We start from the raw sequence: 20,979 nt of genomic DNA on the forward strand, positions 1-20,979 counted from the left end.
GCCTTTGGACCGACGCGAAGTCGCAGCTGTCCTCGCATACATCGGCCGCCTCGACCCCCGCACCGTCCGCACCGGCACGGGCGAAGCCCGTGACCAGATCGCCCAGTGGCAGGAGCTGCTCGACGACGTCCCCTTCGCCACCGACCACGGCTGGGACGTCCGCAAGGCGATACGGTCCCACGTCCTCGACTCGCCGTACCCGATCCTGCCCGTGGATATCGCCCGCAGATGGCGTGCCCACCGACGCGACCGCCTCGACCGGCACACCGACCCCACCCCGGCCGCCGACCCCGACGATCCGGCCGCCTGGCGTGCCGAGCTGCTCCGGTCCCGGAACGCGGTCGCCGCCGGCATTGCCGCCCCTTCGACACACCACCAGATCACCACCGGTGGCCGGCCTCGCGACGTCGAGGAGCGGCTGAGCGAGATCGGGTCGTGCATCCCGCCGCCGTCCGCGCCGAGTTGGCCCGCTACCGCCCGACGCGCGCCGCGCGCGAGGCCGCCCTCGCCGAGGGCGTCCCCGATGCGCTCAGTGTCCGGTGCGACTGGTGCCACGCACCCGTGGGCTCCCCCTGCCGCCAACGCAGGGCGACCCCAGACGGAGCCGCCCGGGGCAATGCCGTACGAACGATTCCCCACCCCTCGCGCGTCGACCTCGCCGCTGCCCGGAGGGACCGACACCGAGCTGCGTGACGCGGCCCTGATTCGCTCTTCATGGCAGCTGCCATGGCTACGACCGTCGGTCCCGAACCTGTCGTACACGGTCCCGATGAGCACTTCGGGGACCGCGTCCCGGGGACCGTGCCGACGGCTTCCGGGGACCGGTCCCCTCTGAAACGGCAGCTCAGAGGGCCTTTCCTGCCGGTCCCCAGAGCGTCCCCAGCGACGGGGACCGTCCCCGCAGCAGCCCCTTCGGTCCCCTCGGAGACCGGGACCGTGCAGTGGAACGGGGACGGTCCCCGTGACGACGTGTCAGGGGGACCGTCCCGGATGAGCGTCGCGTCTCCGTCCCCAAGCGTCTGGGGACCATGCACCGCAGCGGATTGGGGCACGGTCCCCCGTGCTCTCCTCCGCAACCACAGCCCTGCCCTGACGGCTCCTACCGCAGCCGCCGTTCGCCGGCCGCACCGGCCTGGTAGGGCAGTCCGTAGTGCTTGAAGATCGCTTCCTCCTGCTCGGCGGGAAGCACGCCGTCGGTGCCGATCGACGGGGCCTGCTTCACCGACGTTCTGACATAGCCGACCTTGAGATAGTCGGGCCCGGCGATCGCGTCCTGAAGGGGGACGAAAACCAGCGGGTGCCGGGTGGGCAGTCCGGTCCGTACCGTGGCCATGGCCGGTTCGTCGGTGGTGGTGTCCACGTAGACCGCCTCCAGGACACCGATCTTGTGCGACTCGTTGTCGACGACGTCGCGGTTGCGCCATTCCCGGACGTCGGCTGCGTGGATCATGGCCTCTCCCTACCTGGACCGCTCATCGGCCGGGGGGCGAGTCGCACCGTCGGCTTCCGCGTAAAGCCGCCGCAGTGCACGCCGCAGCGCCCGCTGCATCCGCTCCGGAAGCGGCTTGCCCTCCCAGGCGGCGACCATGGCCGCGGCCACCTCGGCAAGTTTGGTGTGGCACTGCCGCGAGATGTCGACCAGGAGGTGCCTGGCCGTCCCGCGGGTGCAAGGGGTCAGGACCATCATCATGCCGCGGGCCTGGTCGATGACGGCGCGGCCGGCCAGCGCCCGCCGCAGCTGATCGTTCTCGTCGCGCAGTGCGACGAGAACGTCTCCAGCGGCTCCGTTCCCCCACGTGGCCTCGGCCCGCAGCTTCCAGTAGTCCTCATGTAACAGGGTCGTGCGATGCATGACATGCACCTCTCAATGAGTTCGACGTGCCCGGCCCGGCTGAAGCCGTCCGGCACACATGACTGCCAGGTCCCTCCACGAGTCACCTGTGGTGTTCGTGGTCCCGACGGTCCTCGCGCTGCCAGCGCGCCCGGTTCTGGCGGCTGTAGCGGCGGTCCCAGCGGTCCTGACGGTCCCGGCGCTCCTCGTAGTCGCGGTAGTCCCCGAGATCGGAACCGCCGCCGCGGCCCCGGCCTCCGCCACGATCGCGGGCGTGCCGGGTCGCGCCGTAGACCAGCACCGCTGCGGCCACCCACCAGATCGGGTGAAGGAAGCCGAGGCCGAACAGGGCGGCGATGAGGATGAGGAGCAGGACGAACACGGTGGGCCTCCCCGGGAGTTGGACACTGCGTCGAAACCGGGGACTGGGGCCTCACACCAGAGCGTAGTCCTGCCCAACGGTCCTGGATACCGTGCGAGGTCAGCGCGTCCGCCAGGCGTGGATGGCTGCTTGACACCTGTCGGAAACCCGCCGCGAGGGCTAGCGTGCTCCATGCCGCCCCTGCCCCCGGCAGCGTCGATCACCTCTCGCGTTCCTTCCGGGGGCGCACCCTGCACATCGGTGCCGGGACCCGCCGCGTCACGAGCGAGGCCGTTCCCGCACACGCTCGGAGTCACGTGGTCCCGGCGCGCCCGATGTGCCTCAAGCGGGCAACGAGCTGCTGTCCGCCGCGTCGCACGCATCCCGAACCAGGCGGCACGCATGTACGCGCTGATCGTTCCGGCTTCAACTCCCTTTGTCCTGCTCGCCGTCGTGATGGCCCTGTCCTGGTGGGAGGACCACATCCTGCCGACGTCGCCGACCGAGCCGGCCGAACCACCCGCCGCGGCCCCGTTCACCCCGGCGGCCCCTGCTCAGCTCCCCCAACTCCTCAGTGTCGACACCGCGTTGACAAGGGAGGATGCCGGGCGTTGACTGGCAGCACGGTGTAGGGCCATGCCACTTCCGGATCATTCGGGCGCGGCATTCCACCTTCCCGCTTCGCCCGGACCCCGCGGACATCAGGAAGTCCCCGCGATCTGGAGGCCCGGCAATGATCTGGATTCTTCTCTTTCTGCTGATCCTGGTGGTCTTCGGGTTCGGCTTCACCCTGCAGATCCTGTGGTGGGTCGCCGCCGCCCTCCTGGTCCTCTGGATCGTCGGTTTCGCGATGCGCGGGCGCGGTCGTAGCCGCCGCGAGTAGTCCGTTCGGGAGGCTCGATCCTGCCCGCGGGATCAACGGCCTGTACGGCGATCACGCGGGCGCCCACTCACCAAACCGGCAGGAGGCTGCCATGAGCGTCGGACGGACCATCAGGCACAAGGCACAGGTGTTGCGGGGCCGGGTCACCGAACGCGTCGGCCGGGCCAACCGCGACCGGCTACGGCGCGTATCGCGCGTCCACACCATGGGGAGGACTCCGTGACGTCGTCCACCGCACAAGGGCGTGGCCGGGGCGCGAAGTCCGCGGCCCGTTCACGGAGCGCGAGACGCTGACCGCCGCAGGGCGGGCGGGCTTTGTCGCGCGCGGCATCGTGTACGTACTGATCGGGCTGCTGTCCATCCGGATCGCCGTCGGGAGCGGCGGCGGCCAGGCGGACCGGCAGGGCGCGCTGCACGAGATCGCGACGCAGCCCTTCGGGAAAGGGATGCTCTGGGCGCTGGTGGTCGGTTTCGCGGCCATGGCGCTCTGGCGGGGAGCCCGCGCCGTGGTCACAAGGGGGCCCCGGCGGAAGGCGGGTTCGCGCGCGCTGGACGGCGGGCGGGCGGTCTTCTACGCCTTCGTCTGCTGGACCACGGCGGTGTACGCCGCCGGGGGCGGGCAGGGCTCCAGCGGCAACGCGCAGTCCCAGGACTGGACGGCATCGGCGCTCAAACTGTCGTACGGGCAGGTGCTGGTGGGGGCCGCAGGCTGCCTCCTGATCGGCATCGGCGCGGTACTCGCCGTCCGGGCGGCCATGCGGAGCTTCCTGAAGCAGTTGGACACCGGCGGCATGAGCCGGCGTACGAAGCAGGTCGTCACCGCTCTGGGCGTGGGGGGAGGCGTGGCGCGTGGCGTGGTGTTCGCCGCGGCCGGGGTCTTCGTCCTGGTGGCAGCCGTCCGCTTCGATCCGGACGAGGCCAAGGGCATGGACGCGACGCTCCGGAGCTTCGCACAGACATCGGTAGGACCGTGGCTCCTGGTCGCCGTCGCGATCGGGCTGATCCTCTTCGGTGCCTTCTCCTTCGCCTCGGCTCGCTGGCGCCGGCTGTGAACGCCGCCCCGTGCCACTGCCAGAGCCGCCTCGGCAGCGTCCGCGGAGGCGACAGCCCGCGCCAGGGTGGTCAGGTCACCAGCCCGGGGAGGGGTTCGGAGTCGTCGATGAAGGCGCGGGCCACATCGGACAGTCGCCGGTTGTGGGCGCGGGCGTACCCGCGCAGGGCGGTGAAGGCCCGTTCCATGTCGATGCTCTGGCGTTCGGCGAGTTTGCCCTTGGCCTGTTCGATCAGTACGCGGCTGTTCAGCGCGGTCTGCAGCTGTTCGTTGAGCGCGGTGCTGCGGTGGGCGGACCGTTGCTGCAGGAGGCTGATGGTGGCTACGTCGGCCAAGGCTTGGGCGATGAGTGTGTCGGGCGCGTCGAAGGGGCCGGGCGCGGCGCGGAAGAGGTTCAGGGCGCCCACGGTCTCGTCACGCAAGCGCATCGGCAGGGCCTGGACCGCGCCGAACCCGCTGCGGTGGGCCGCCGTGACGAAGCGCGGCCAGCGGTCGGCCTCCCGCGTCAGGTCGGGGACGATCACCTGCGCACCGGTACTGAAGCACTCAAGACACGGCCCCTGGTCGTTCTGCAGCTGGAAGAGCTCCAGCAGGCGCACCTCTTCGTCGGAGGCCGCCATCACGCGCAGTTTGCCGTCCCGGTCGGCGAGCAGCAGCCCGGCGGCACTCGCGTCGAGCATGCTCACACAGCGGTCGGTCAGCAGGCGCAGGAAATCGATCAGGTCGAAGTCCGCGACCAGGTTGTCGGCCAGCTCGACGAAAGTCTTGGCCAAAAGCTGCTGATTCATCGTGACACCCTCGATTGAGACTAGTCCCGCCGGGAGGGGGCGGGAAGCGCAGCACGTTCGTCGGCCTGAGCCGATGGGTCAGTTGCCGTTGTCGGTCCGTTTCGGTTCGCTGTCCGGGAGGAAGCGGAGTCGGTGGGCCACCACGTCGGCGGCCACGTCGGCGAGCCGGCGCCCTTGCGTATAGGCGTACGCGCGGAGCCGGACGAAGGCTTCGTCGATGCCGACGCCGAGCTGGACGGTGAGGATGCCGGTGGCCTGGTCGATCTCCGCCCGGTATCCACCCAGGTCCTCCAAGCCGTGGTCCCGGGACGGTGCGCCGGCCTGCGCGCCCGTCCCGTCGATCCGCGCGTCGAGCAGGAGCAGCGTCGCGAGATCGGCGAACGCCAGCGCGTCGGCCAGCTGCTCCGCGTCCAGCACGGTCGGCACGTCGGCGTACAGGTCGAGGACTCCCGGGGTGATCGCCCCGATCTGCAGGGGGAGTGCGAAGACGGCGCGTGCCCCGGCTTCCAGGGCCGCGTCGGCGAACACGGGCCAGCGGTCCTGCAGCCCGCCGGTCAGCAGATCGGGGGACAGGACGGCCGCGCCGTGGGTGAAGGCGTCCACGCAGGGGCCCTCGCCCAGGGTGAGCTGGAGCTCCTCCAACTGCTCGCTGATGTCGTCGGTGCTGCACAGCGGATGGCTTGCTGCGGTCCGGGACATCGCCGACACCCCGGCTCCGCCGACCGGCAAGGCGGCCACGGCCGCGGTGCACACGTCCACCACACCGACCGGGGCGCCGCGGCGGGCGGCCTGCTCGGCGACCAGCACCTGGATGCGCGCCGACCGGCTGTCGGCCCTCATCCGGGCCACCGCGTCCAGGCATCGTGGGCCAGGCCCTCCAGCCGCGCCGTCGTGCGTTCCCCGAGGGGGAGTACCAGCGCACGGAACATGGTCGGGTCCGCCGGCCGCCGCACCTCTCCCAGGTCCAGCCATCCCCAGGAGCGGAGCGACGCGAGGGTCGGGTGATCTCCCGGATCCACCAAGGTGGCGCCCAGGGATGCCTGGTGGCCGCTCAGCAGCCGCTCCTGCAGACGGCGGGCCACGTCCTGGTCCTGTGGGTGTGGCCGGACCAGGATGCCGGTGATCGCGAAGACGCCGCCGGACGCGGTGAGCTGCTCGATGCTCTGCGGCAGTGCTCCGTCGAACCCGAGCCACCAGATGCCGTCACTGCCCACCGGGAACCCGAAGGCGCATCCCACCAGGTGGTCCGTCTCCGCGATCACCATGGCGAACCCCGACCGCCGGATGTCGCCGGTGAGACGGTTCAGGAAGTCTTGGCGGCTGCGGCTCCGGTACGCCTCAGCGGCGGACGTCTCTCGGGAGTCGACGTACAGATCCCCCAGCTCCTCGCCCAGGTCCTGCGCCAGCCAGCGGTTAACGCGGCGCAACCGCGCCGCGTCCATGGTGGACGACTCGCCCGCATGCCGCTCGTGCGGCTGCCCCTGTCCGGGCTGGGCCATCACCGCACATCGCCCGTGAGGACGGTCACCAGCGGAACACTCCGGTCCGGCAGGGCCGGAGCGACCGGGTCGGGGACGTCCCCGAGAGACGGTGGAAGATGCCCGAGCGGAAGGCCGAGAAGCAGGAACCCGCAACCGGCGAGGTCGAGGATGTGCGCCAGTGACGGCGGCGGATTGTGCAGTCGTAGGGTCCCGCCGGCCTCCCTGGTCCGCTGCGCGGCGTAGAGGAAGGCGTTGAGGCCGCTGCAGTCGCAGAAGGTCACAGGGGTGAGGTCGACATCGAGGACGCGGATGCCGTCGCTCAGGCATCGCGCCAGCGCCGCGCACACCAGCGGTGCCGTATCCAGGTCGATCTCACCAGCCAGGGTGATCAGTGCCCGATTCCGTCGGTCATGACGATAGCTGGCGAGCTGTGGGAGGGGCATGACGCCTCGGTTCAGAAGACCATCAGGCAGCGAGATGGGGACGCCGGGAGCCTCGGCAGCTCCTGGCGCGCCGCCGACAGGGACGTACGTGCGGCGGAGGCGGAACAACGGCCGGTCCGAGGGCCTGCGCAACAGGACATGGGGTCCGCCCGGTTCTCTCCAGGGATGCGTCGGGTGACGGACGAGAGGTCCGCTCCGCGCAGCCATCTGTGTCGCTCAACGACAAGCCGCCGGGGTCTGGGACGCTTGTACAGCATGGTAGTCCTGCCCCAATGGGAAAGACGGCCCGAAGCCGCCCCATCTCAGGATGTGGACAGTCGAGGGCGATTGATGTCACTGCGCAGGGGGCTGATCAATGACGCTGACAGTCCCTCGTGGGTGCAGGCTGAGTAGGTCGGCGCTCGTGCCTCCGTCCTGGCCGAGGTGAGTTTCTGGCTGCAGCGGACCTCCGGGCCACAGGGCGAGACGATCTCTGTGCCCGGCCACGGGACACAGGCGGTCTCCGGGTCCGGCCTACCACTACTGCAGTGCGTGGACCGCTGCTGAGAACAGTGGGCGGAGCCGGGATGCTGCGGGGACGACGAGGCGGGCGGTGGCGGGGCGGCCGGTGGCGGCCAGGAGGGCGCCGGTCAGCAGTCGGTGGCGGCGGGTCAGTCCGGCCCAGGCGTGCTCGTACGTGTCAGGGCGTCCGGTGGTCAGGCAGCGGACGGCGGCCCCGGCCGTGGCCAGTGCGAGGGCGATGCCCTCGCCGGTGAGGGCGTCCATGTAGCCGGCGGCGTCGCCGACGAGCAGGACAGTTCGCCTTGGTGAGGAGGAAACTATCCGCATCGTTGCCAGCGGCGGTGCCGCGGTCTGAATCCCGTAGTGGTGACCGCGCGGGTGCTGAAGGCCGATGGGGACAGCTCGGAGGTCTGGCTTCGTGCAGCTGCCAAAGAGGGTCTGAGGAGAAGACCGCCGTCCCTCTCGCCGCCCAGTTGAGCAGGGCAACGGGAGCGGACAGGGCAGGCGGGTGAGCGGCAAGCCGACAGCGGCCCTGACCATGTCTGAGCGCTCGACGCTTCCGGAATCAGAGCCATCGGCGCGAAGGGCCCGTTGTTCGTCGACGAACTGCCGGGTCTTGAGGCAGTGATGGAGCTGGCCGAGGAAGCGGTTCAACAAGAGCCGTGGTGCGGCGGCATGCCAGTCTCCGTGCTCGCGTCGACGTCGGTGGTGACTCGTGGCTCCCGGTGAGGCGGTGAGGGCCGCGAAGGCCCCCAGAGGAAGCCGGCGTTGATGAGGCGGTTGCGGTACAGCGCGAAGTTCTCTCCCGTTCCCTCCCCCGCGACACCCCTCACGCCTTGCTGCACGAGCCGATCCCGAACATCGCACTCTGGTCCTGGGCATTCGGGAGCCGGTCAGCGGGCCGGGCGCCGGGTGGAGCGCCAGATGGACCGGGTCGCCAGGTAGAGCAGATCGACGATCAGAAGCAGTACGCCGATGGACATCAGGTAGAGCATGCCGTCGACGGCCACGCCTATGGCGACCAGAGCGATTCCGGCGATGAGCAGGGTCAGGAAGAGGAGCATGACGGGATGCCTCCTGGCAAGGGCCGTGCGAGATCTGCGTGGTCTCTCGGTACGGCACGACACGCTGCGCCTGTGCTCGATGTCGCGTCGGCCGAGAAGTGGTACGTGCGGCCCCGGCGCACAAAGCCGCCAAGGGCCGGTGTCTTCGCGCTCCGCGTCGGCGAGACGAGTACCCCGGGCAGCGTGCTGTCGGTTTGATCCTCCGCGTACCGGAACGCTCGGGTTCCGGGAATCCCGAGCGCCTCGCAGCCGCTACCCCCACCGGGCTTCCGCCCAGCGGACCCTAGGCGGTGCGTTCGGCGCGGTGGCGGGCTGCCCGGAGTCGCACCTTCGAGGGAAGGCGGTCCAGGCCGGTCGAGTCTCGTGCGTGGGCGAGTGTTTCGCGGCTCAGCCGCCCGAGAGCCCGTGTCGGATCGGCGTGAGGCTCCAACAGCAGCCGTACGCGTGCGGTGGGAGCGGTACGTCGGCCCGTCAGCCGGACATGGGCCCGCGAGACCCCGTCCAGGGCTTGTGCCTCCTCCTCGATGACGTTCTCCAGGGTGCGGCCGTTGAGTCGGGCCGGCGCGCCCTCTTCGCTGTCGACGAGGACCTGGTCCAGGCGGTGTCTACGCTGCGCGAGGAGCCACCACAGCAGCAGGGCCAGCAGCACGACGAGCACCGCGATGACGGTCGGCCACCACCAGTCCTCTTCCCGCCACCGGGTGCGTCCCCAGGTGCCCAGCACCACATCGTCCGGCCCACGGAAGGGCCACCAGCCCGGCACGTCGAAGTCCCAGTGGCGTGGCAGGTCCAGTGCGCCCAGCAGCACGCCGCCGCCCAGGGCGAACAGTCCGAGGCCGAGAAGCCCGAGCAGCACCCGGTTCACCGTCTTGAGCATCAGGATCACCTCAGCCCTTCTTGGGGCGCCGGACGCGCACGGCCAGTGTGGGTTGCCGGGCCAGGCCCAAGGACGCAACCGCCTCGCCCAGCTCGGCGTCCAGGTCCGCGCGGACCTCCTCAAGATCGCGGAAATGTGCCCGCGCCCGGGCTTTGACCTTCCGGCGGCCGACATCGACCTGCGCCGACTGGACACCGGGCACCCGCACGGCCCGGTCGCGCAGAACCAGAGCGGCCGCGCGGCGGTCGAGCCCGGCTCGGACGTCCTCTGTCCCAGGGATACCGGTGGGCCGCCGCATGGGCAGCAGCCGACGCAGTCCCGGCGTCACCGCCAGCAGGAAAAGCCACAGGCCGAGGGCCATCGCCACCGCGGCCCCGACGATCATCCAGACGTCGTCCAGGGGCCGTGTCGCCAGTTCCTCGGCGAGCCGCCGCCGCCAGCGCATCGCATTACGGCCTGCCCGCACCGCGACCACGTCGTACAGGAGAAGCCCGACGGCCGCGGCGGACAGCAGGGCCGCCAAGGCCGCGGGAATCCGCCGCGACGACCAGAAACGGTGCGTCGACCGGCCTGATCCGTCGATCACCTTCGTCGCGTCCTCGGCGGCCCCCGGGGTGCCGTCGGCGGTCGGAGCCGCCTGTCCCGGACCGGAGGAGAGGTCGCTGTCACCGGTCGGCTGCCGCGAGGTGTTCGCGCTCATCTCACCCTCTCCCGGTCCGTGTGCCGCGTATAGGCCGAGTGCAGTTGCCCGACCGACACCGCGAGGTCGGACACCTCCATGCCGGCCCATGCCCTGATCCGCTCGGTGACCTCCCGGCGCACCGCGGCGCACTGCGCCCCGATGTCGGACGGATAGCCGAGCTCGACGGTGATGTGCAGCCGCGCCTCGCCGAGCACCGCCTGCCGTCCGGCGGCGGACTCGGCGTCCCGTCCTGCGGTGGTCCGTTCCGGCGCCCGCCGTACGGATGTGCTCACGTGTGGCGTCCGGCGGCCGGGTGGTACGTGGCCGGCCGGCTCGGTGAACCGGCTCAGCGCCTCGCGCGCCACCCGGGCCGCGATCTTCGCGACGACCCGGTCGGTGACGGCGGTCGCCCCGCGCTCCCCGCGGGGGACGCCCGGACGCTCATCGGCTTCCCCGTTCACCGCCGCCAGTCTCCCCGAGCCTGGCGCCGGTCGTCACGGATCCGATCCTGCCGGTCCCGGCGGCGGACGAAGTCGCCCGGTTCGAGATCACCCTCCGTGAACCGCCCGATGACGAGGCCGACGAGGCCCAGCACCAGCACCAGCAGGAAAGCCCAGAAGTCACCGAAATACGCGGCGAAACCCAGCGCCATTCCGGCCATCAAGCCCACCACGGCCCTGCTCATTTCGCGCTCCTTCACTCAAGTGGGCTGTTCCGCCCCGCTGCTACTGGATCCGCTGCCGCTCCTCCCCTTCGTCCTCCTCGTCGTCCGGCAGTTTCACGTCGCTGACCGTGATGTTGACTTCCACGACTTCCCGGCCCGCCATCCGCTCCACCGCCGAGATCACGTTCTCCCGCACCGCGGCGGCCACGTCCGTGATCGCGACGCCATATTCGACGACGAGCTCCAGATCGATGGCCGCCTGCAGCTCTCCGACCTCGACACTGACCCCGCGCGTGGCGGATCTGCCGCTGCCGGCGCCGGGCATCCGCTCGCGCATGGATCCCATCGAGCGGGCCAATCCGCTGCCCAGGGCATAGACGCCGAGCACGTCCCGTGCCGCCATTCCGGCGATCTTCTCCACCACCACTTCAGCGATGGTCGTCCGGCCGCGAGACCCGGGCGCAGCGCCGAGCTTGACGCCGGTGTTCTCAGTCATCGGGATATTCCTCCCTCGCGAGGCCACAGAGCATCCATTACTCCGATTATAGTCTTTTTAGTACCTTTTGCCCGTCTATAGGGCGTGAGACGAGGTGGTCCGATAGGGGGCCTGAGGCCCCTGCCCCGAGCTCTCGCGGACACTCGGGCAGAGCGCCGCGTGACAAGAACCGCGGCCGTGGAAGAAGGGTGAGAGGCCAGTGACCGAGGCGTGGACGCAGGCAGTACGAAGCCGGCTGCACCTGGGCCGGCTGCTCCCGCTCGGCGGGCCCGACGACGGGACGTGGATCACCGAGCAAGCGGCCGTCCAAGCCCTCGGGCGCACCGCCGCCGAGATTCCCGGTGTCCGACTGGAGTCCCTGCGCATCGGGTCGGCGCCGCACCAACCCGTGTCCGAGCCGGCCGTCCGTCCGCCGGCCAGCGCGCTACCGCCGGGCCCGCTCACCATCGAGGCCGCCTTCACCGCATCCCCAGTGCGGCCGCTGCCGGAGACCGCCGAAGAATTGAGGAGCGCGCTCCTGGGCGCGGCCGCTGAACAGCTCGGGCTGGCCACGGTGACGGCTGACATGCGCGTAACGGATCTCCGTGAGGTTCCGGAGGCAGGCGTGGCTTCTCGGACAGCGGCGACGTCCACGAGGCCCACGCCGGAAGCTGCGGCCGCGCGGAGCTCGCCCCCGGTGACCGGAACAGGGTCGACGCGGGGACTCGCCAGGGAGCTGGCGGCCGTCGCAGCGGGCGTGCCGGGCGTCGCCCGCCTCACCACCGTACTGGGCAGCCGCCCGGTCAGGGTGGAGGACCATGATGATCCACCCTGCCGACACATCGAGGTTCACCTCGCGGTCGGCCCCGGACACCATCCACTGAAAGTCGCCCGCGCCGTCCGGGAGGCGGTAGTCGAGGCAGCCACCACTGACACCCCGGGCCCGGCCACCGTCGCCGTCCTCATCACGGAAACCGCGGCCTGGCGGCAGACCTCGCCGGTCACCGTGACGAGTGCCCCTCAGTGATCAGCCGCCCCCGACCTTCCCGGTTCTTCCCTGTTCTTCCCTGAAGGCGCGCGGCCGTCGCTCCGTCGGCCCTGTCCTGCCACGGTGTGAGACCCGCCTGGCAGGGAACCCGCATGCGGAGAGGGCCGTCGTCCCTGTTCCTCGCGCGATGTGTGTCCGCAACGGCGAAAGCGTATCCCTGCCTGTGGCCCGGTCTCAGCAACTCCGAGGCGGCGCCTGACCATCTGCCTCCTTCAGAGAGCTTCAGCGACATGACCACCAACACCACGGTCCGCCCCCCTTCATCGGAGTTCATCGGAGACGTCCGGCAGTGACTTCGCCCGATTGTCGAGAAAGATCGCTGATGCCGGCCTGCTGGGGCGCCGTCCCGGCTATTACGCAGTGCGGATCACCGTGGTGGCCGCGCTCTACGTCGGTGGGTGGGCCGCCGTCGCGCTCATCGGCGACAGCTGGTGGACGCTGACCGTCGCCGGCTTCCTGGCCGTCGTCTTCGGCCAGGTCGCCCTGCTCGCCCATGACGCGGCCCACCGCCAGGTGTTCCGCCGACGCAGGGCCAGCGAAGCATCCGGCCGGATCGCCGGCACCGGCGTCGGGATGAGCTACGGATGGTGGCAGGACAAGCACACCCGCCACCACGCCAACCCCAACCACGAGGAACTCGACCCCGACCTCGACCCCGACCTCCTGGTCTGGTCCCAGGACCAGGCCCGGGCCGCCAAGGGGCTCCCCCGCCTGATCGGCCGCTGGCAGGCGTTCCTGTTCTTTCCGCTCCTCACCTTGGAGGGCTTCAACCTGCACGTGTCAAGCGTGAAGGCGCTGGCCAATCGCTCGCTCAAGCACCGAACACTCGACGGCGCCCTGCTGTTCGCGCACTTCGCGCTCTACCTGACCGTCCTGCTCTGGCTGCTGCCGCCCGGCATGGCGATCGCGTTCGTCGCCGTCCACCAGGGCCTGTTCGGCGTCTACCTCGGCTCCCTCTTCGCTCCGAACCACAAGGGCATGCCGATCCTGACGGGCGATGACCGCCCGGACTTCCTCCGCCGCCAGGTGCTCACCTCACGCAACGTGCGCGGCGGCTGGTTCACGGACATCGCATTGGGCGGGCTGAACCACCAGATCGAGCACCACCTGTTCCCCAGCATGCCCAGCCCCAACCTGCGCAAGGCCCGGACCATCGTCCGCCGCTACTGCGAGGAACTGGGCGTGGACTACGTCGAGACCGGGCTGATCAACTCCTACCGGCAGGCCCTCACCAGCCTCCATCAGGCCGGAGCACCGCTCAGGCACCCCGGCGTCCCCGCCTAGAGAGGTGCTGCCGTAGCCATCCGTGCCCGTGATGTGGTGACTGACACGGGACACATCAAGCCTCAGCCCTGGACCTGCCTGTGTCCCGGCTTCTTCACGACATGCCTGCCCCCCGTGATCCCGCAGGCCCGTCATCTCCTCGCAGCCCTCCCCTCGAAGTCGGCCCGCTCTATCGCCTCGGCGGTGTCCAGCAGGCCCGTGTTGCAGGGACTGCTCCGAGCCGCCTCCGGCCCGAGTTGTTCGGTCGCCGCTGAGCCCTGCTCCAGGTGCTCCTGCAACGGCGACCTTCCGGGCAACGCTCGCTTCCAGGGCTCGTCCGTGCGCCAGCCACCAAGAGGGGCCCTCCTCGTCTCCAAGCCGACGGCGTGCCCATGGCGTGCCCTTAAAACCGGTGAACCGCGGTCAACAGCGGTGCGATCCCACGCTTCCGGGCGCCACGCCAGAGCGCATATGACCAGGTCAGAAGCCATCCGGTCCGCCAAGCGCCGTGGCTTCCCAAGCTGAGAGCGCGAGTTCGATTCTCGTCACCCGCTCCATGATCAAGGCCCAGGTCGTCGACCGGGGCCTTTTTTGCTGTGTTCGGCGATCACTCGCCGCGTGCCAGATTCGTGCCAGAAGGCCTGTCCGGCGATCTCCCGGCCGCGGCGGCCCGCGCCTTTCGCACGGTGGCGTCGAGGCCGGCGGCGACCTCCTGCTGTCGGTCGTCGTCGGAGTGCTGGTAGATCAGCGCGGCCGTCGAGGAGCGGGCCGGGTGTCTCGGCGAGGCGTGCGGCCGAGCGGATCGCGTCGGTGAGGAGTTCTGTCGTGGCCCAGGCGGGCGGGGAGTCCTCGGCACCTTCGGGACCGTCGAGACGGATCACGGCGTGGAAGTGCACGGCTCCGCGTCGCTGGTACTCGGCGACCTTGGCATACGACACCTTCAGGCAGTGGCGCAGCTCGGAGCGTCCAATGCCCGCGCGGGAGGCGAGCTGTTGACGGAGGTAGGTGGTTAAGCGAGCCCACAGGGCACCGGCGTGCGCGTTCCACAGGACGGCGGCGCGGTAGTCGTAGCGCTCAGGGTCCAGGGGCGTGCCGAGGACCGGATCGTCGTCGGCGTGGAGACGGCCGCAGCGGCAGCGACCACCGCCGGGCCGGTTGTGGACGGGGCCGAAGGACGGGGCGGTGAAGGTGGCGAAGAGGCGCGGGTGTCGGGCGACCGCCAGACCGATTCCCTTGCCGCCGCTCAGGCCGGCCGTGACGAGATGGAGGGTGTCTTTGCGGTAGACCTCGGCGCAGGCAGCACACCGGGTGGCGCGGCGATTGTTGCAGCGGATGAGGAGCTGTCCGGCGGGGAGGTCGTGGTCGACGACTTCGCCGACGATCTCACCGGTTGCGGCGTGGACGTCGAGGCGGTGGCCCTCCATCCGTATGGGCCGCTCGCAGCCGCCGAGTCGTTGGATCTGCCGGACGTAGCTGCTGAGGTCGCCGAATTGGGCGAGGTTCGCCACCTGACGGATGACTCCGGTCGGAGTCTCGAGGCGCATGTGCAGATTCCTCCAGGGAGTGACAGAGGTCGGGGCAGGCACCTCGGCTTGTCCAGGGGGTTAGACAGCATGGGCAGGCCGAGGCGCGACAGACGATGAGGTCAGTGGCGGTCGCTCTTAAGGATCGAGCGGACGGTGACCGCGCAGACGGCCACGGAGGCGGCGGTGATCGCGACCCCGAGGAGCATGGAGACCAGGACCGCGCCGACGACGAGGACCAGGGCGCCACCGCCGGCCGCGAGGGCGAGGGTGCTGCCCGCGGTGAGCTGGACAGCCCGCCGATTGGGCACTGGGGCCGGAGCGGGCGCGCAAGGCGGCGTCGGGGTCGGCTGCCTGTCCGGTGGCGGCATGGAGTTCCTCGGCGAGGGCCTGGACGCGGTCGACGAGGGCGGGCGGCAGGGCGACGGCGGGAACGGGCGGCGGCTGGGTGGCGAAGCTCGCAGGAAGCTCGTCGGCGACCGGTTCCGTAGCCGGTGGCGGAACCTCACCAACGTCCCGAGGACAGCGATGAGCGAAACAAGTACGGCCTGCATAGCAGCAAGTTCAGCAGCTACGACCAAGCCTGGCGAGACCGCGACCGCCACCATGCCCTGCCGCGGCGGATGCCTGTCGAACGAGATGCGCCGTTCACCTGGGCTGCCGCTACGGCGGTAGTGACCTGGGCGGACATGCCAACGACCACGTCCGCCCTTACAAGCCCGCGGTCCCCCCTCTTCTGGTGCAGTCGTGCTTGGGTCGGTATCCGGCGAGGTGTTCGCGGAGCCGCTTCAGCAGATTCGGGCGTTTTGGCCTCACGGTTGGGGCCTTGTTCCTACGCTGAGTTCATGGTTACGGGGCTGGTTGTGGATGCCAACAGGTTTGAGCTCGTCGTTGATGGCCGGCGGGTCGGTCCCCGTCGGGTGTTGCAGACTGCTGACGTCGAGCTGCTCACTGCCGTCGCCGGCCGGTATGTGGATGCCGTGCGTAATGGCTCCAAGGACCAGGCGCTGCTCGCGGTGGGGCGCGAGTTGTATCGGTGGCTCGACGGTGACCTGGGTCAGTTGACGGGTCTGCTCGATGAGGCGTCGGCGCCGCTGGTGTTCGAGGTCCGGGCGCCGGCGAGGCCGTCCGCGGCGGCGTGGGCGCTGCTACGGGCCCCGTACGAGCTGCTGGCAGCCCCTGATAGTGGATTCCTTGCCGAGGCGCCGGAGTTGTTCGCTGTGGCGCGTCGGCTCGGCCAGCCGAGTCCGGCGCTGGCCCTGGACGGGTACCGGCTGGGGGTGGCGTTCATGGCCTCGGCCCCCCGGGGCCAGCACGAGCTGGACTTCGAGGCCGAGGAGTTGGCCATCCTCAACGCCGTCGGGGAGACGAGCCTTGATCTCGTCGTCGAGGACTCCGGCAATCCCGAGCATCTTGGCCTGCGTCTGTCCGAGCTGGGCGGGATGCCGGTGGTGCATCTGTCGTGTCACGGGCTGCACAACTGGCGCCCGGGGCCCGACAAGCCCGCCACCCCCGTCCTGCTGATGGAAGACGATCTAGGGGACGGGTGTCCGACGAGCGCGGACGCGCTGGTGGGCTTGTTGACTCCGCGGCCGCGGCTGGCGTTCGTGTCGGCCTGTCTGACCGCCACCGGTGCCGACGTGGCCGGGCATGTTCCCGCCGGCGCCGGCCACCGCGGCGGCCCGATGGCCGAGTCCGGCGTGCCGGTGGCGCATTCGATGGCCACCGGGCTGGTGGCCGCCGGGATTCCCGCGGTCATCGGCTGGGACGGCTCGGTCAGCGACCAGGCCGCCACTCGTTTCGCCGAACGCCTCTACCGGCAGCTGGGCCGTCGTGTCGGGGTGGCCGAGGCCGTCGCCGAGGCCCGCCGCCACCTGCTGGCCTGTTCCGAAGAGCGCCAGCGCGCCGAATGGCACCTGGCGCGGCTGTGGCTGGGGCCGGCCGGTGGCGGTGTGCTGGTCGGGGGAATCCGTAAACGCCAGATGGTGCCGCCGCATCATGTGACCAAGGCGTTCCTGGACCGCAAGCACCAGCTGCCGGTCGCGGCCGCGGAAATGTTCGTGGGCCGCCGCCCGGAGATGCAGCGCACGCTGCGGGCTCTGCGCGGTGGGCAGAGGGCCGGGGTTCTGCTTCACGGGCAGGGCCGGTTGGGCAAGTCGAGCCTGGCTGCCCGGATCGCTGACCGTCATCCCAACCGCGCCGTGGCGGTCGTGTTCGGCGACTACACCCCCACCGCGATCCTCGACGCCATCGCCGACGCCGCCACCACCAATGCCGCTGCCCGCACCCTCATCGAAGCCAGGCGCGCCGAGGTCCGCGAACAGCCCGACCGCCTCAAACCGCTCCTGATCGATCTGCTGGCCGGACCGTGCTCCCAGGAACTCGACGACGTTCACAAACCCCTGCTGCTGATCATCGACGATCTCGAACAGATCCTGACCGCCAACCCCGATGGCCCGCACCGGCTCGATCCCGGGCACGCCACCGTACTCGCCGACGTGCTCTCCGCGTTCGACCCGGCCATCACCGACAGCCGCTTGCTGGTCACCAGCCGCTACACGTTCACTCTCGGCGGGCTGGAGACCCGGCTGGAACCGGTCCAGTTACAGCCCCTGTCGCCAGCGGCCCAGCGCAAGCTCCAACGGCGTCAGCAGGACCTCGCCCCGGCCCACTACCGGACCCAACGCGCCGACCTGGCCCAGCGGGCGCTGAAGGTGAGCTGCGGCAACCCCGGGCTGCAGGACCTTATCGGGCTGCGTCTGGTCTACAGCGACCAGGTCGACCGGGCCCGCGCCGAGGCCGCCGTCGTCGGCATGGAGGCCTACCTCGAGCAGGGCGACCTGCCGGCCGACAACGCCGACATCGGCGCGTTCCTGGAGAACCTGGCGCTCGACGCTCTTCTCGACGAGGCCGGGCCCGCCCACCGTGATCTGTTGCGGGCCTGCACCCTGTTCACCGTCCCGGTCCCGCACCCCGTCATCGACACCCTCGCAGATACTGTCGGCGGATCGGCGTCCCGCCTGTGCGGCCTCGGGCTCCTTGATGCCTTTCCCGACCAGCACCGCCCCGACGCCCCGGCCCTGGCCGTCAACGCCCTCGCTGCCGGACGCCTGTCCCCCCTCACCCCCGACGAGCAAGCCGCCCTCGCCACCGTGGCCGCCGAACCGCTGTATGCCGAGTGGGGCGGTGCCACACCCCGGCCCGCCCGCGGCAGCGACCTGGACCTGCAGCTGACCCGACTGGCCCTGGTCGCCGACAACCCGGCCATCACCGCCGACTGCGCCACTGCGGCCGTGGACGCCTTGCGGCAGGGCCCGGCCTCCATCGCCGCCGAGCTCGGCCACCACGCGATCGCTCTCCTCGACCGCCACCACCAGGAGGTTCCCCTCATCCTGCTACGGGCCGTCGCCGACGCGGCTGGCACCAGCGGCGACGGAGACCACGCCGACACCCTGCTCCAACGTGCCATCCAGCAGACCCGCACCAGCGACCGGCAGACCAACCCGGCCGACCACGCCGCAGTCCTCTACGACCACGCCAGCCGCCTCATCACTCGCGGCGAGATCGACCAAGCCGAGAACCAGCTCCACCAGGCCCGCCAACTGTTCACCGACGCCGGCGACACCAGGTCCGTCGCCATCATCTGGGGTCAGATCGCCGATATCGTCGAGCGGCGGGGTGAGGTCGACGAGGCACTGCGGATCCGCCGCGAGATCGCCCTGCCGGCGTTCGAGCGAATCGGTAGCACCCGCGAGGTCGCGGTCACCTGGGGAAAGATCGCCGATATCGTCGAGCGGCGGGGTGAGGTCGAGGAGGCGCTGCGGATCCACCGCGAGATCGCCCTGCCGACGTTCGAGGGAATCGGCGACACCAGCTCGGTCGCGGTCACCTGGTCAAAGATCGCCGATATCGTCGAGCGGCGGGGTGAGGTCGAGGAGGCGCTGCGGATCCGCCGCGAGATCGCCCTGCCGGCGTTCGAGCGGATCGGTGACACCCGCGAGGTCGCGATCACCTGGGGAAAGATCGCCGACATCCTCCAGCGGCGGGGTGAGGTCGAGGAGGCGCTGCGGATCCACCGCGAGATCGCCCTGCCGACGTTCGAGCGGATCAGTGAAACCAGCTCGGTCGCGGTCACCTGGTCAAAGATCGCCGATATCGTCGAGCGGCGGGGTGAGGTCGACGAGGCACTGCGGATCCGCCGCGAGATCGCCCTGCCGGCGTTCGAGCGGATCGGTGACACCCGCGAGGTCGCGATCACCTGGTCAAAGATCGCCGACATCCTCCAGCGGCGGGGTGAGGTCGAGGAGGCGCTGCGGATCCACCGCGAGATCGCCCTGCCGACGTTCGAGCGGATCGGCGACACCAGCTCGGTCGCGATCACCTGGTCAAAGATCGCCGATATCGTCGAGCGGCGGGGTGAGGTCGAGGAGGCGCTGCGGATCCACCGCGAGATCGCCCTGCCGACGTTCGAGCGGATCGGCGACACCCGCGAGGTCGCGGTCACCTGCGGAAAGATCGCCGACATCCTCCAGCAGCGGGGCGAGGTCGACGAGGCATCGCGGATCCATCGCGAGATCGCCCTGCCGACGTTCGAGCGGATCAGTGAAACCAGCTCGGTCGCGGTCACCTGGTCAAAGATCGCCGACATCCTCCAGCAGCGGGGCGAGGTCGACGAGGCGCTGCGGATCCGCCGCGAGATCGCCCTGCCGACGTTCGAGCGAATCGGTGACACCAGCTCGGTCGCGGTCACCTGGTCAAAGATCGCCGACATCCTCCAGCAGCGGGGCGAGGTCGACGAGGCGCTGCGGATCCGCCGCGAGATCGCCCTGCCGACGTTCGAGCGAATCGGTGACACCAGCTCGGTCGCGGTCACCTGGTCAAAGATCGCCGACATCCTCCAGCAGCGGGGCGAGGTCGATGAGGCTTTCGAACTGCAGCTCAAGCGCTTGGAAGTCAATGAGCAGCTCGGTGATATGGACGGCATCGCGGCGGCCAACTGGGCCCTTGCGCAAATCGATCTGAGTCGCCAGGATCTCGACGCGGCGGCGCCGAGGCTGATCACCTCATTTCAGCTCCTTTTGCAGCTTCAGCGGCCGGATGGCATCGCGGTCGTCGGGAAGTACTTGGGGCAAATTCTGCTGGCCGCAGGTGAACGCGGACGGGCCCGAGAGATGTTTCAGACGAGTCGAGCCGCTGCCGCCAAGGCTGGCTTCGCAGACGCTGTTGACCAGCTTGATGAGCTACTGAAAGTCACTGACGACGAAAACGAGGAAACATGATCATCGAGTTTTTCGGAGCGAACGCCGAAACTGCCGAGAAGAGCTTCGCCGCGTTGACCTCGAGCTGGGGCTACCAACCCGAACCAGCTCCGACTACGGAACCGGCGAACGATCCGGACACCAAGGGCGTCGATCCCGTCGCGGTGACGTCCCTGGTCGTGTCCATCCCATCTGCCATGCTCGCGGTCGCGGACATCGCCGACCGCATCCGCAAACGGCGCCGCGCCAGCGAACTCATCGAACGCGCCCAAGACCTCAGGGCGCAGCAGGTGGCGGCACGGCTCGTATGCGCAGACCGCTCCGTCGAGCTCGCCGCTCTCACCCCCGACCAGCTTCTGGACCTCATCGCCGACGAGCCTTCAGCAACCTGACGCAACAGAGCACCACCTACGCGTACTGCTGTACAGCACGGAAGTACAGCAACCTCAAAGACCAAGGCTGTACCTCAAGAGCCATCCGCGGCTGATTGAGCACCCAAGACCCTTCCGGGGACTACCTGCCGAGAGTTCGGGACGAAGAGGTCGTGCCAGACCCGTGCCAGATCGAGCGGGGAACCACGGGGAATAGCGGGTAACCGATCGACGGTCTACCGTGCGCCTGTTTGCCTCCGTCGCAGGTCAGGCCGAGAGCAAGCCTTAAATGCCCTCAGCTTCCCAAGCTGAGAGCGCGAGTTCGATTCTCGTCACCCGCTCTTTTGAAGCCCCAGGCCAGCGGCCTGGGGCTTGTTTCAATCGGGGTGCCGTTGCTGCGCGGCGGGGCCCAAGC

At 70.0% G+C, this 20,979-nt stretch carries 22 protein-coding genes and 3 pseudogenes; 8 read left to right on the top strand and 17 right to left on the bottom strand.

Going from position 1 to position 20,979, the window contains the following annotated elements:
* Window positions 1-4 precede the first annotated feature (4 nt).
* Window positions 5-693 (top strand): annotated as a pseudogene (locus ACZ4VA_RS26395) (zinc finger domain-containing protein).
* Between the two features lie 406 nt (window positions 694-1,099).
* Here the strand turns inward: ACZ4VA_RS26395 and ACZ4VA_RS26400 are convergent.
* The 3 genes from ACZ4VA_RS26400 to ACZ4VA_RS26410 all read right to left on the bottom strand — a co-directional run bounded on the left by ACZ4VA_RS26400 (window position 1,100) and on the right by ACZ4VA_RS26410 (window position 2,213).
* On the bottom strand, window positions 1,100-1,450 hold the full coding sequence (locus tag ACZ4VA_RS26400) for a PRC-barrel domain-containing protein (RefSeq protein WP_468082669.1): 351 nt from the start codon (window positions 1,448-1,450) through the stop codon (window positions 1,100-1,102).
* Between the two features lie 9 nt (window positions 1,451-1,459).
* Complete coding sequence (locus ACZ4VA_RS26405; protein WP_468082671.1) at window positions 1,460-1,852, bottom strand: ANTAR domain-containing protein; 393 nt, start codon at window positions 1,850-1,852, stop codon at window positions 1,460-1,462.
* 82 nt (window positions 1,853-1,934) lie between these two features.
* Window positions 1,935-2,213, bottom strand: coding sequence for a hypothetical protein (locus tag ACZ4VA_RS26410; protein WP_355786909.1), 279 nt, complete (start codon window positions 2,211-2,213; stop codon window positions 1,935-1,937).
* A 381-nt stretch (window positions 2,214-2,594) separates the two neighbouring features.
* Here ACZ4VA_RS26410 and ACZ4VA_RS26415 point away from each other — a divergent pair, with 381 nt between their 5' ends.
* The 3 genes from ACZ4VA_RS26415 (at window position 2,595) to ACZ4VA_RS26425 (ending at window position 4,127) form a co-directional block, all read left to right on the top strand.
* The gene (locus tag ACZ4VA_RS26415; RefSeq protein WP_355786912.1) at window positions 2,595-2,807 is read left to right on the top strand and encodes a hypothetical protein; all 213 of its coding nucleotides are present in this window, start codon (window positions 2,595-2,597) and stop codon (window positions 2,805-2,807) included.
* Window positions 2,808-2,925: 118 nt separating this feature from the next.
* Window positions 2,926-3,075, top strand: coding sequence for a hydrophobic protein (locus tag ACZ4VA_RS26420; protein ID WP_355786914.1), 150 nt, complete (start codon window positions 2,926-2,928; stop codon window positions 3,073-3,075).
* 332 nt (window positions 3,076-3,407) lie between these two features.
* The gene (locus ACZ4VA_RS26425; protein WP_468082674.1) at window positions 3,408-4,127 is read left to right on the top strand and encodes a DUF1206 domain-containing protein; all 720 of its coding nucleotides are present in this window, start codon (window positions 3,408-3,410) and stop codon (window positions 4,125-4,127) included.
* Between the two features lie 70 nt (window positions 4,128-4,197).
* Here the strand turns inward: ACZ4VA_RS26425 and ACZ4VA_RS26430 are convergent, their stop codons facing one another.
* The 12 genes and pseudogenes from ACZ4VA_RS26430 to ACZ4VA_RS26485 all read right to left on the bottom strand — a co-directional run bounded on the left by ACZ4VA_RS26430 (window position 4,198) and on the right by ACZ4VA_RS26485 (window position 11,122).
* Window positions 4,198-4,914, bottom strand: a complete 717-nt coding sequence (locus ACZ4VA_RS26430) for a GAF and ANTAR domain-containing protein (RefSeq protein ID WP_389390102.1) — start codon at window positions 4,912-4,914, stop codon at window positions 4,198-4,200.
* A 78-nt stretch (window positions 4,915-4,992) separates the two neighbouring features.
* Complete coding sequence (locus ACZ4VA_RS26435) at window positions 4,993-5,754, bottom strand: ANTAR domain-containing protein (RefSeq protein WP_468082676.1); 762 nt, start codon at window positions 5,752-5,754, stop codon at window positions 4,993-4,995.
* Window positions 5,751-6,413 (bottom strand): hypothetical protein, encoded by a 663-nt coding sequence (locus ACZ4VA_RS26440; RefSeq protein ID WP_355781523.1) that lies wholly within the window; start codon window positions 6,411-6,413, stop codon window positions 5,751-5,753. Before ACZ4VA_RS26440 ends, ACZ4VA_RS26435 begins: the two co-directional genes overlap by 4 nt.
* Complete coding sequence (locus tag ACZ4VA_RS26445) at window positions 6,413-6,838, bottom strand: STAS domain-containing protein (protein WP_468082678.1); 426 nt, start codon at window positions 6,836-6,838, stop codon at window positions 6,413-6,415. The genes ACZ4VA_RS26440 and ACZ4VA_RS26445 overlap by 1 nt, the downstream gene beginning before the upstream one ends.
* Before the next feature lie 519 nt (window positions 6,839-7,357).
* On the bottom strand, window positions 7,358-7,666 hold the full coding sequence (locus tag ACZ4VA_RS26450; protein WP_468082777.1) for a hypothetical protein: 309 nt from the start codon (window positions 7,664-7,666) through the stop codon (window positions 7,358-7,360).
* A gap of 258 nt (window positions 7,667-7,924) precedes the next feature.
* Window positions 7,925-8,121, bottom strand: a pseudogene (locus tag ACZ4VA_RS26455) (IS110 family transposase); the annotation flags it as partial.
* A gap of 111 nt (window positions 8,122-8,232) precedes the next feature.
* Window positions 8,233-8,403, bottom strand: a complete 171-nt coding sequence (locus ACZ4VA_RS26460) for a hypothetical protein (protein ID WP_355781529.1) — start codon at window positions 8,401-8,403, stop codon at window positions 8,233-8,235.
* Window positions 8,404-8,686: 283 nt separating this feature from the next.
* Window positions 8,687-9,280 (bottom strand): alkaline shock response membrane anchor protein AmaP, encoded by a 594-nt coding sequence (gene amaP / locus ACZ4VA_RS26465; protein WP_468082680.1) that lies wholly within the window; start codon window positions 9,278-9,280, stop codon window positions 8,687-8,689.
* Window positions 9,281-9,290: 10 nt separating this feature from the next.
* A complete protein-coding gene (locus ACZ4VA_RS26470; RefSeq protein WP_468082682.1) occupies window positions 9,291-9,980 on the bottom strand; it encodes a DUF6286 domain-containing protein in 690 nt (229 codons plus the stop codon).
* The gene (locus tag ACZ4VA_RS26475; protein ID WP_355781537.1) at window positions 9,977-10,423 is read right to left on the bottom strand and encodes an Asp23/Gls24 family envelope stress response protein; all 447 of its coding nucleotides are present in this window, start codon (window positions 10,421-10,423) and stop codon (window positions 9,977-9,979) included. Before ACZ4VA_RS26475 ends, ACZ4VA_RS26470 begins: the two co-directional genes overlap by 4 nt.
* Window positions 10,420-10,647 carry a hypothetical protein gene (locus ACZ4VA_RS26480; RefSeq protein WP_351472778.1) on the bottom strand — a complete coding sequence of 76 codons (228 nt, stop codon included), beginning with the start codon at window positions 10,645-10,647 and terminating at the stop codon, window positions 10,420-10,422. The genes ACZ4VA_RS26475 and ACZ4VA_RS26480 overlap by 4 nt, the downstream gene beginning before the upstream one ends.
* A gap of 40 nt (window positions 10,648-10,687) precedes the next feature.
* Window positions 10,688-11,122, bottom strand: coding sequence for an Asp23/Gls24 family envelope stress response protein (locus ACZ4VA_RS26485; protein WP_355781541.1), 435 nt, complete (start codon window positions 11,120-11,122; stop codon window positions 10,688-10,690).
* Window positions 11,123-11,321: 199 nt separating this feature from the next.
* Between ACZ4VA_RS26485 and ACZ4VA_RS26490 the strand changes: the two genes are divergently transcribed.
* The gene (locus ACZ4VA_RS26490) at window positions 11,322-12,128 is read left to right on the top strand and encodes a hypothetical protein (protein ID WP_468082685.1); all 807 of its coding nucleotides are present in this window, start codon (window positions 11,322-11,324) and stop codon (window positions 12,126-12,128) included.
* A 324-nt stretch (window positions 12,129-12,452) separates the two neighbouring features.
* Entirely contained in the window at window positions 12,453-13,433 is a 981-nt protein-coding gene (locus ACZ4VA_RS26495; protein WP_355781547.1) for a fatty acid desaturase family protein, read from the top strand.
* Window positions 13,434-14,158: 725 nt separating this feature from the next.
* On the opposite strand, the pseudogene ACZ4VA_RS26500 reads toward ACZ4VA_RS26495, so the two are convergent.
* Both ACZ4VA_RS26500 and ACZ4VA_RS26505 read right to left on the bottom strand, forming a co-directional pair.
* Window positions 14,159-14,956: pseudogene (locus ACZ4VA_RS26500) on the bottom strand (replication initiator); the annotation flags it as partial.
* A gap of 101 nt (window positions 14,957-15,057) precedes the next feature.
* Window positions 15,058-15,306, bottom strand: coding sequence for a SpdD protein (locus tag ACZ4VA_RS26505; RefSeq protein WP_355781551.1), 249 nt, complete (start codon window positions 15,304-15,306; stop codon window positions 15,058-15,060).
* A gap of 474 nt (window positions 15,307-15,780) precedes the next feature.
* On the opposite strand from ACZ4VA_RS26505, the gene ACZ4VA_RS26510 reads away from it, so the two are divergent.
* Together ACZ4VA_RS26510 and ACZ4VA_RS26515 are read left to right on the top strand one after the other, a co-directional pair.
* Complete coding sequence (locus ACZ4VA_RS26510) at window positions 15,781-20,214, top strand: CHAT domain-containing protein (protein ID WP_468082688.1); 4,434 nt, start codon at window positions 15,781-15,783, stop codon at window positions 20,212-20,214.
* Window positions 20,211-20,585, top strand: a complete 375-nt coding sequence (locus ACZ4VA_RS26515; protein WP_355780903.1) for a hypothetical protein — start codon at window positions 20,211-20,213, stop codon at window positions 20,583-20,585. Before ACZ4VA_RS26510 ends, ACZ4VA_RS26515 begins: the two co-directional genes overlap by 4 nt.
* The last annotated feature ends 394 nt before the right edge of the window (window positions 20,586-20,979 follow it).

Source organism: Streptomyces sp. NPDC028308, from assembly GCF_055565855.1.

Coding starts and splice junctions, on each gene's coding strand:
- ACZ4VA_RS26485 (WP_355781541.1), bottom strand. CDS start 11,122: ATGACTGAGAACACCGGCGTCAAGCTCGGCGCTGCGCCCGGGTCTCGC.
- ACZ4VA_RS26510 (WP_468082688.1), top strand. CDS start 15,781: ATGGTTACGGGGCTGGTTGTGGATGCCAACAGGTTTGAGCTCGTCGTT.
- ACZ4VA_RS26435 (WP_468082676.1), bottom strand. CDS start 5,754: ATGAGGGCCGACAGCCGGTCGGCGCGCATCCAGGTGCTGGTCGCCGAG.
- ACZ4VA_RS26430 (WP_389390102.1), bottom strand. CDS start 4,914: ATGAATCAGCAGCTTTTGGCCAAGACTTTCGTCGAGCTGGCCGACAAC.
- ACZ4VA_RS26515 (WP_355780903.1), top strand. CDS start 20,211: ATGATCATCGAGTTTTTCGGAGCGAACGCCGAAACTGCCGAGAAGAGC.
- ACZ4VA_RS26400 (WP_468082669.1), bottom strand. CDS start 1,450: ATGATCCACGCAGCCGACGTCCGGGAATGGCGCAACCGCGACGTCGTC.
- amaP (WP_468082680.1), bottom strand. CDS start 9,280: ATGCTCAAGACGGTGAACCGGGTGCTGCTCGGGCTTCTCGGCCTCGGA.
- ACZ4VA_RS26405 (WP_468082671.1), bottom strand. CDS start 1,852: ATGCATCGCACGACCCTGTTACATGAGGACTACTGGAAGCTGCGGGCC.
- ACZ4VA_RS26450 (WP_468082777.1), bottom strand. CDS start 7,666: ATGCGGATAGTTTCCTCCTCACCAAGGCGAACTGTCCTGCTCGTCGGC.
- ACZ4VA_RS26460 (WP_355781529.1), bottom strand. CDS start 8,403: ATGCTCCTCTTCCTGACCCTGCTCATCGCCGGAATCGCTCTGGTCGCC.
- ACZ4VA_RS26420 (WP_355786914.1), top strand. CDS start 2,926: ATGATCTGGATTCTTCTCTTTCTGCTGATCCTGGTGGTCTTCGGGTTC.
- ACZ4VA_RS26505 (WP_355781551.1), bottom strand. CDS start 15,306: ATGCCGCCACCGGACAGGCAGCCGACCCCGACGCCGCCTTGCGCGCCC.
- ACZ4VA_RS26415 (WP_355786912.1), top strand. CDS start 2,595: ATGTACGCGCTGATCGTTCCGGCTTCAACTCCCTTTGTCCTGCTCGCC.
- ACZ4VA_RS26440 (WP_355781523.1), bottom strand. CDS start 6,413: ATGGCCCAGCCCGGACAGGGGCAGCCGCACGAGCGGCATGCGGGCGAG.
- ACZ4VA_RS26445 (WP_468082678.1), bottom strand. CDS start 6,838: ATGCCCCTCCCACAGCTCGCCAGCTATCGTCATGACCGACGGAATCGG.
- ACZ4VA_RS26470 (WP_468082682.1), bottom strand. CDS start 9,980: ATGAGCGCGAACACCTCGCGGCAGCCGACCGGTGACAGCGACCTCTCC.
- ACZ4VA_RS26480 (WP_351472778.1), bottom strand. CDS start 10,647: ATGAGCAGGGCCGTGGTGGGCTTGATGGCCGGAATGGCGCTGGGTTTC.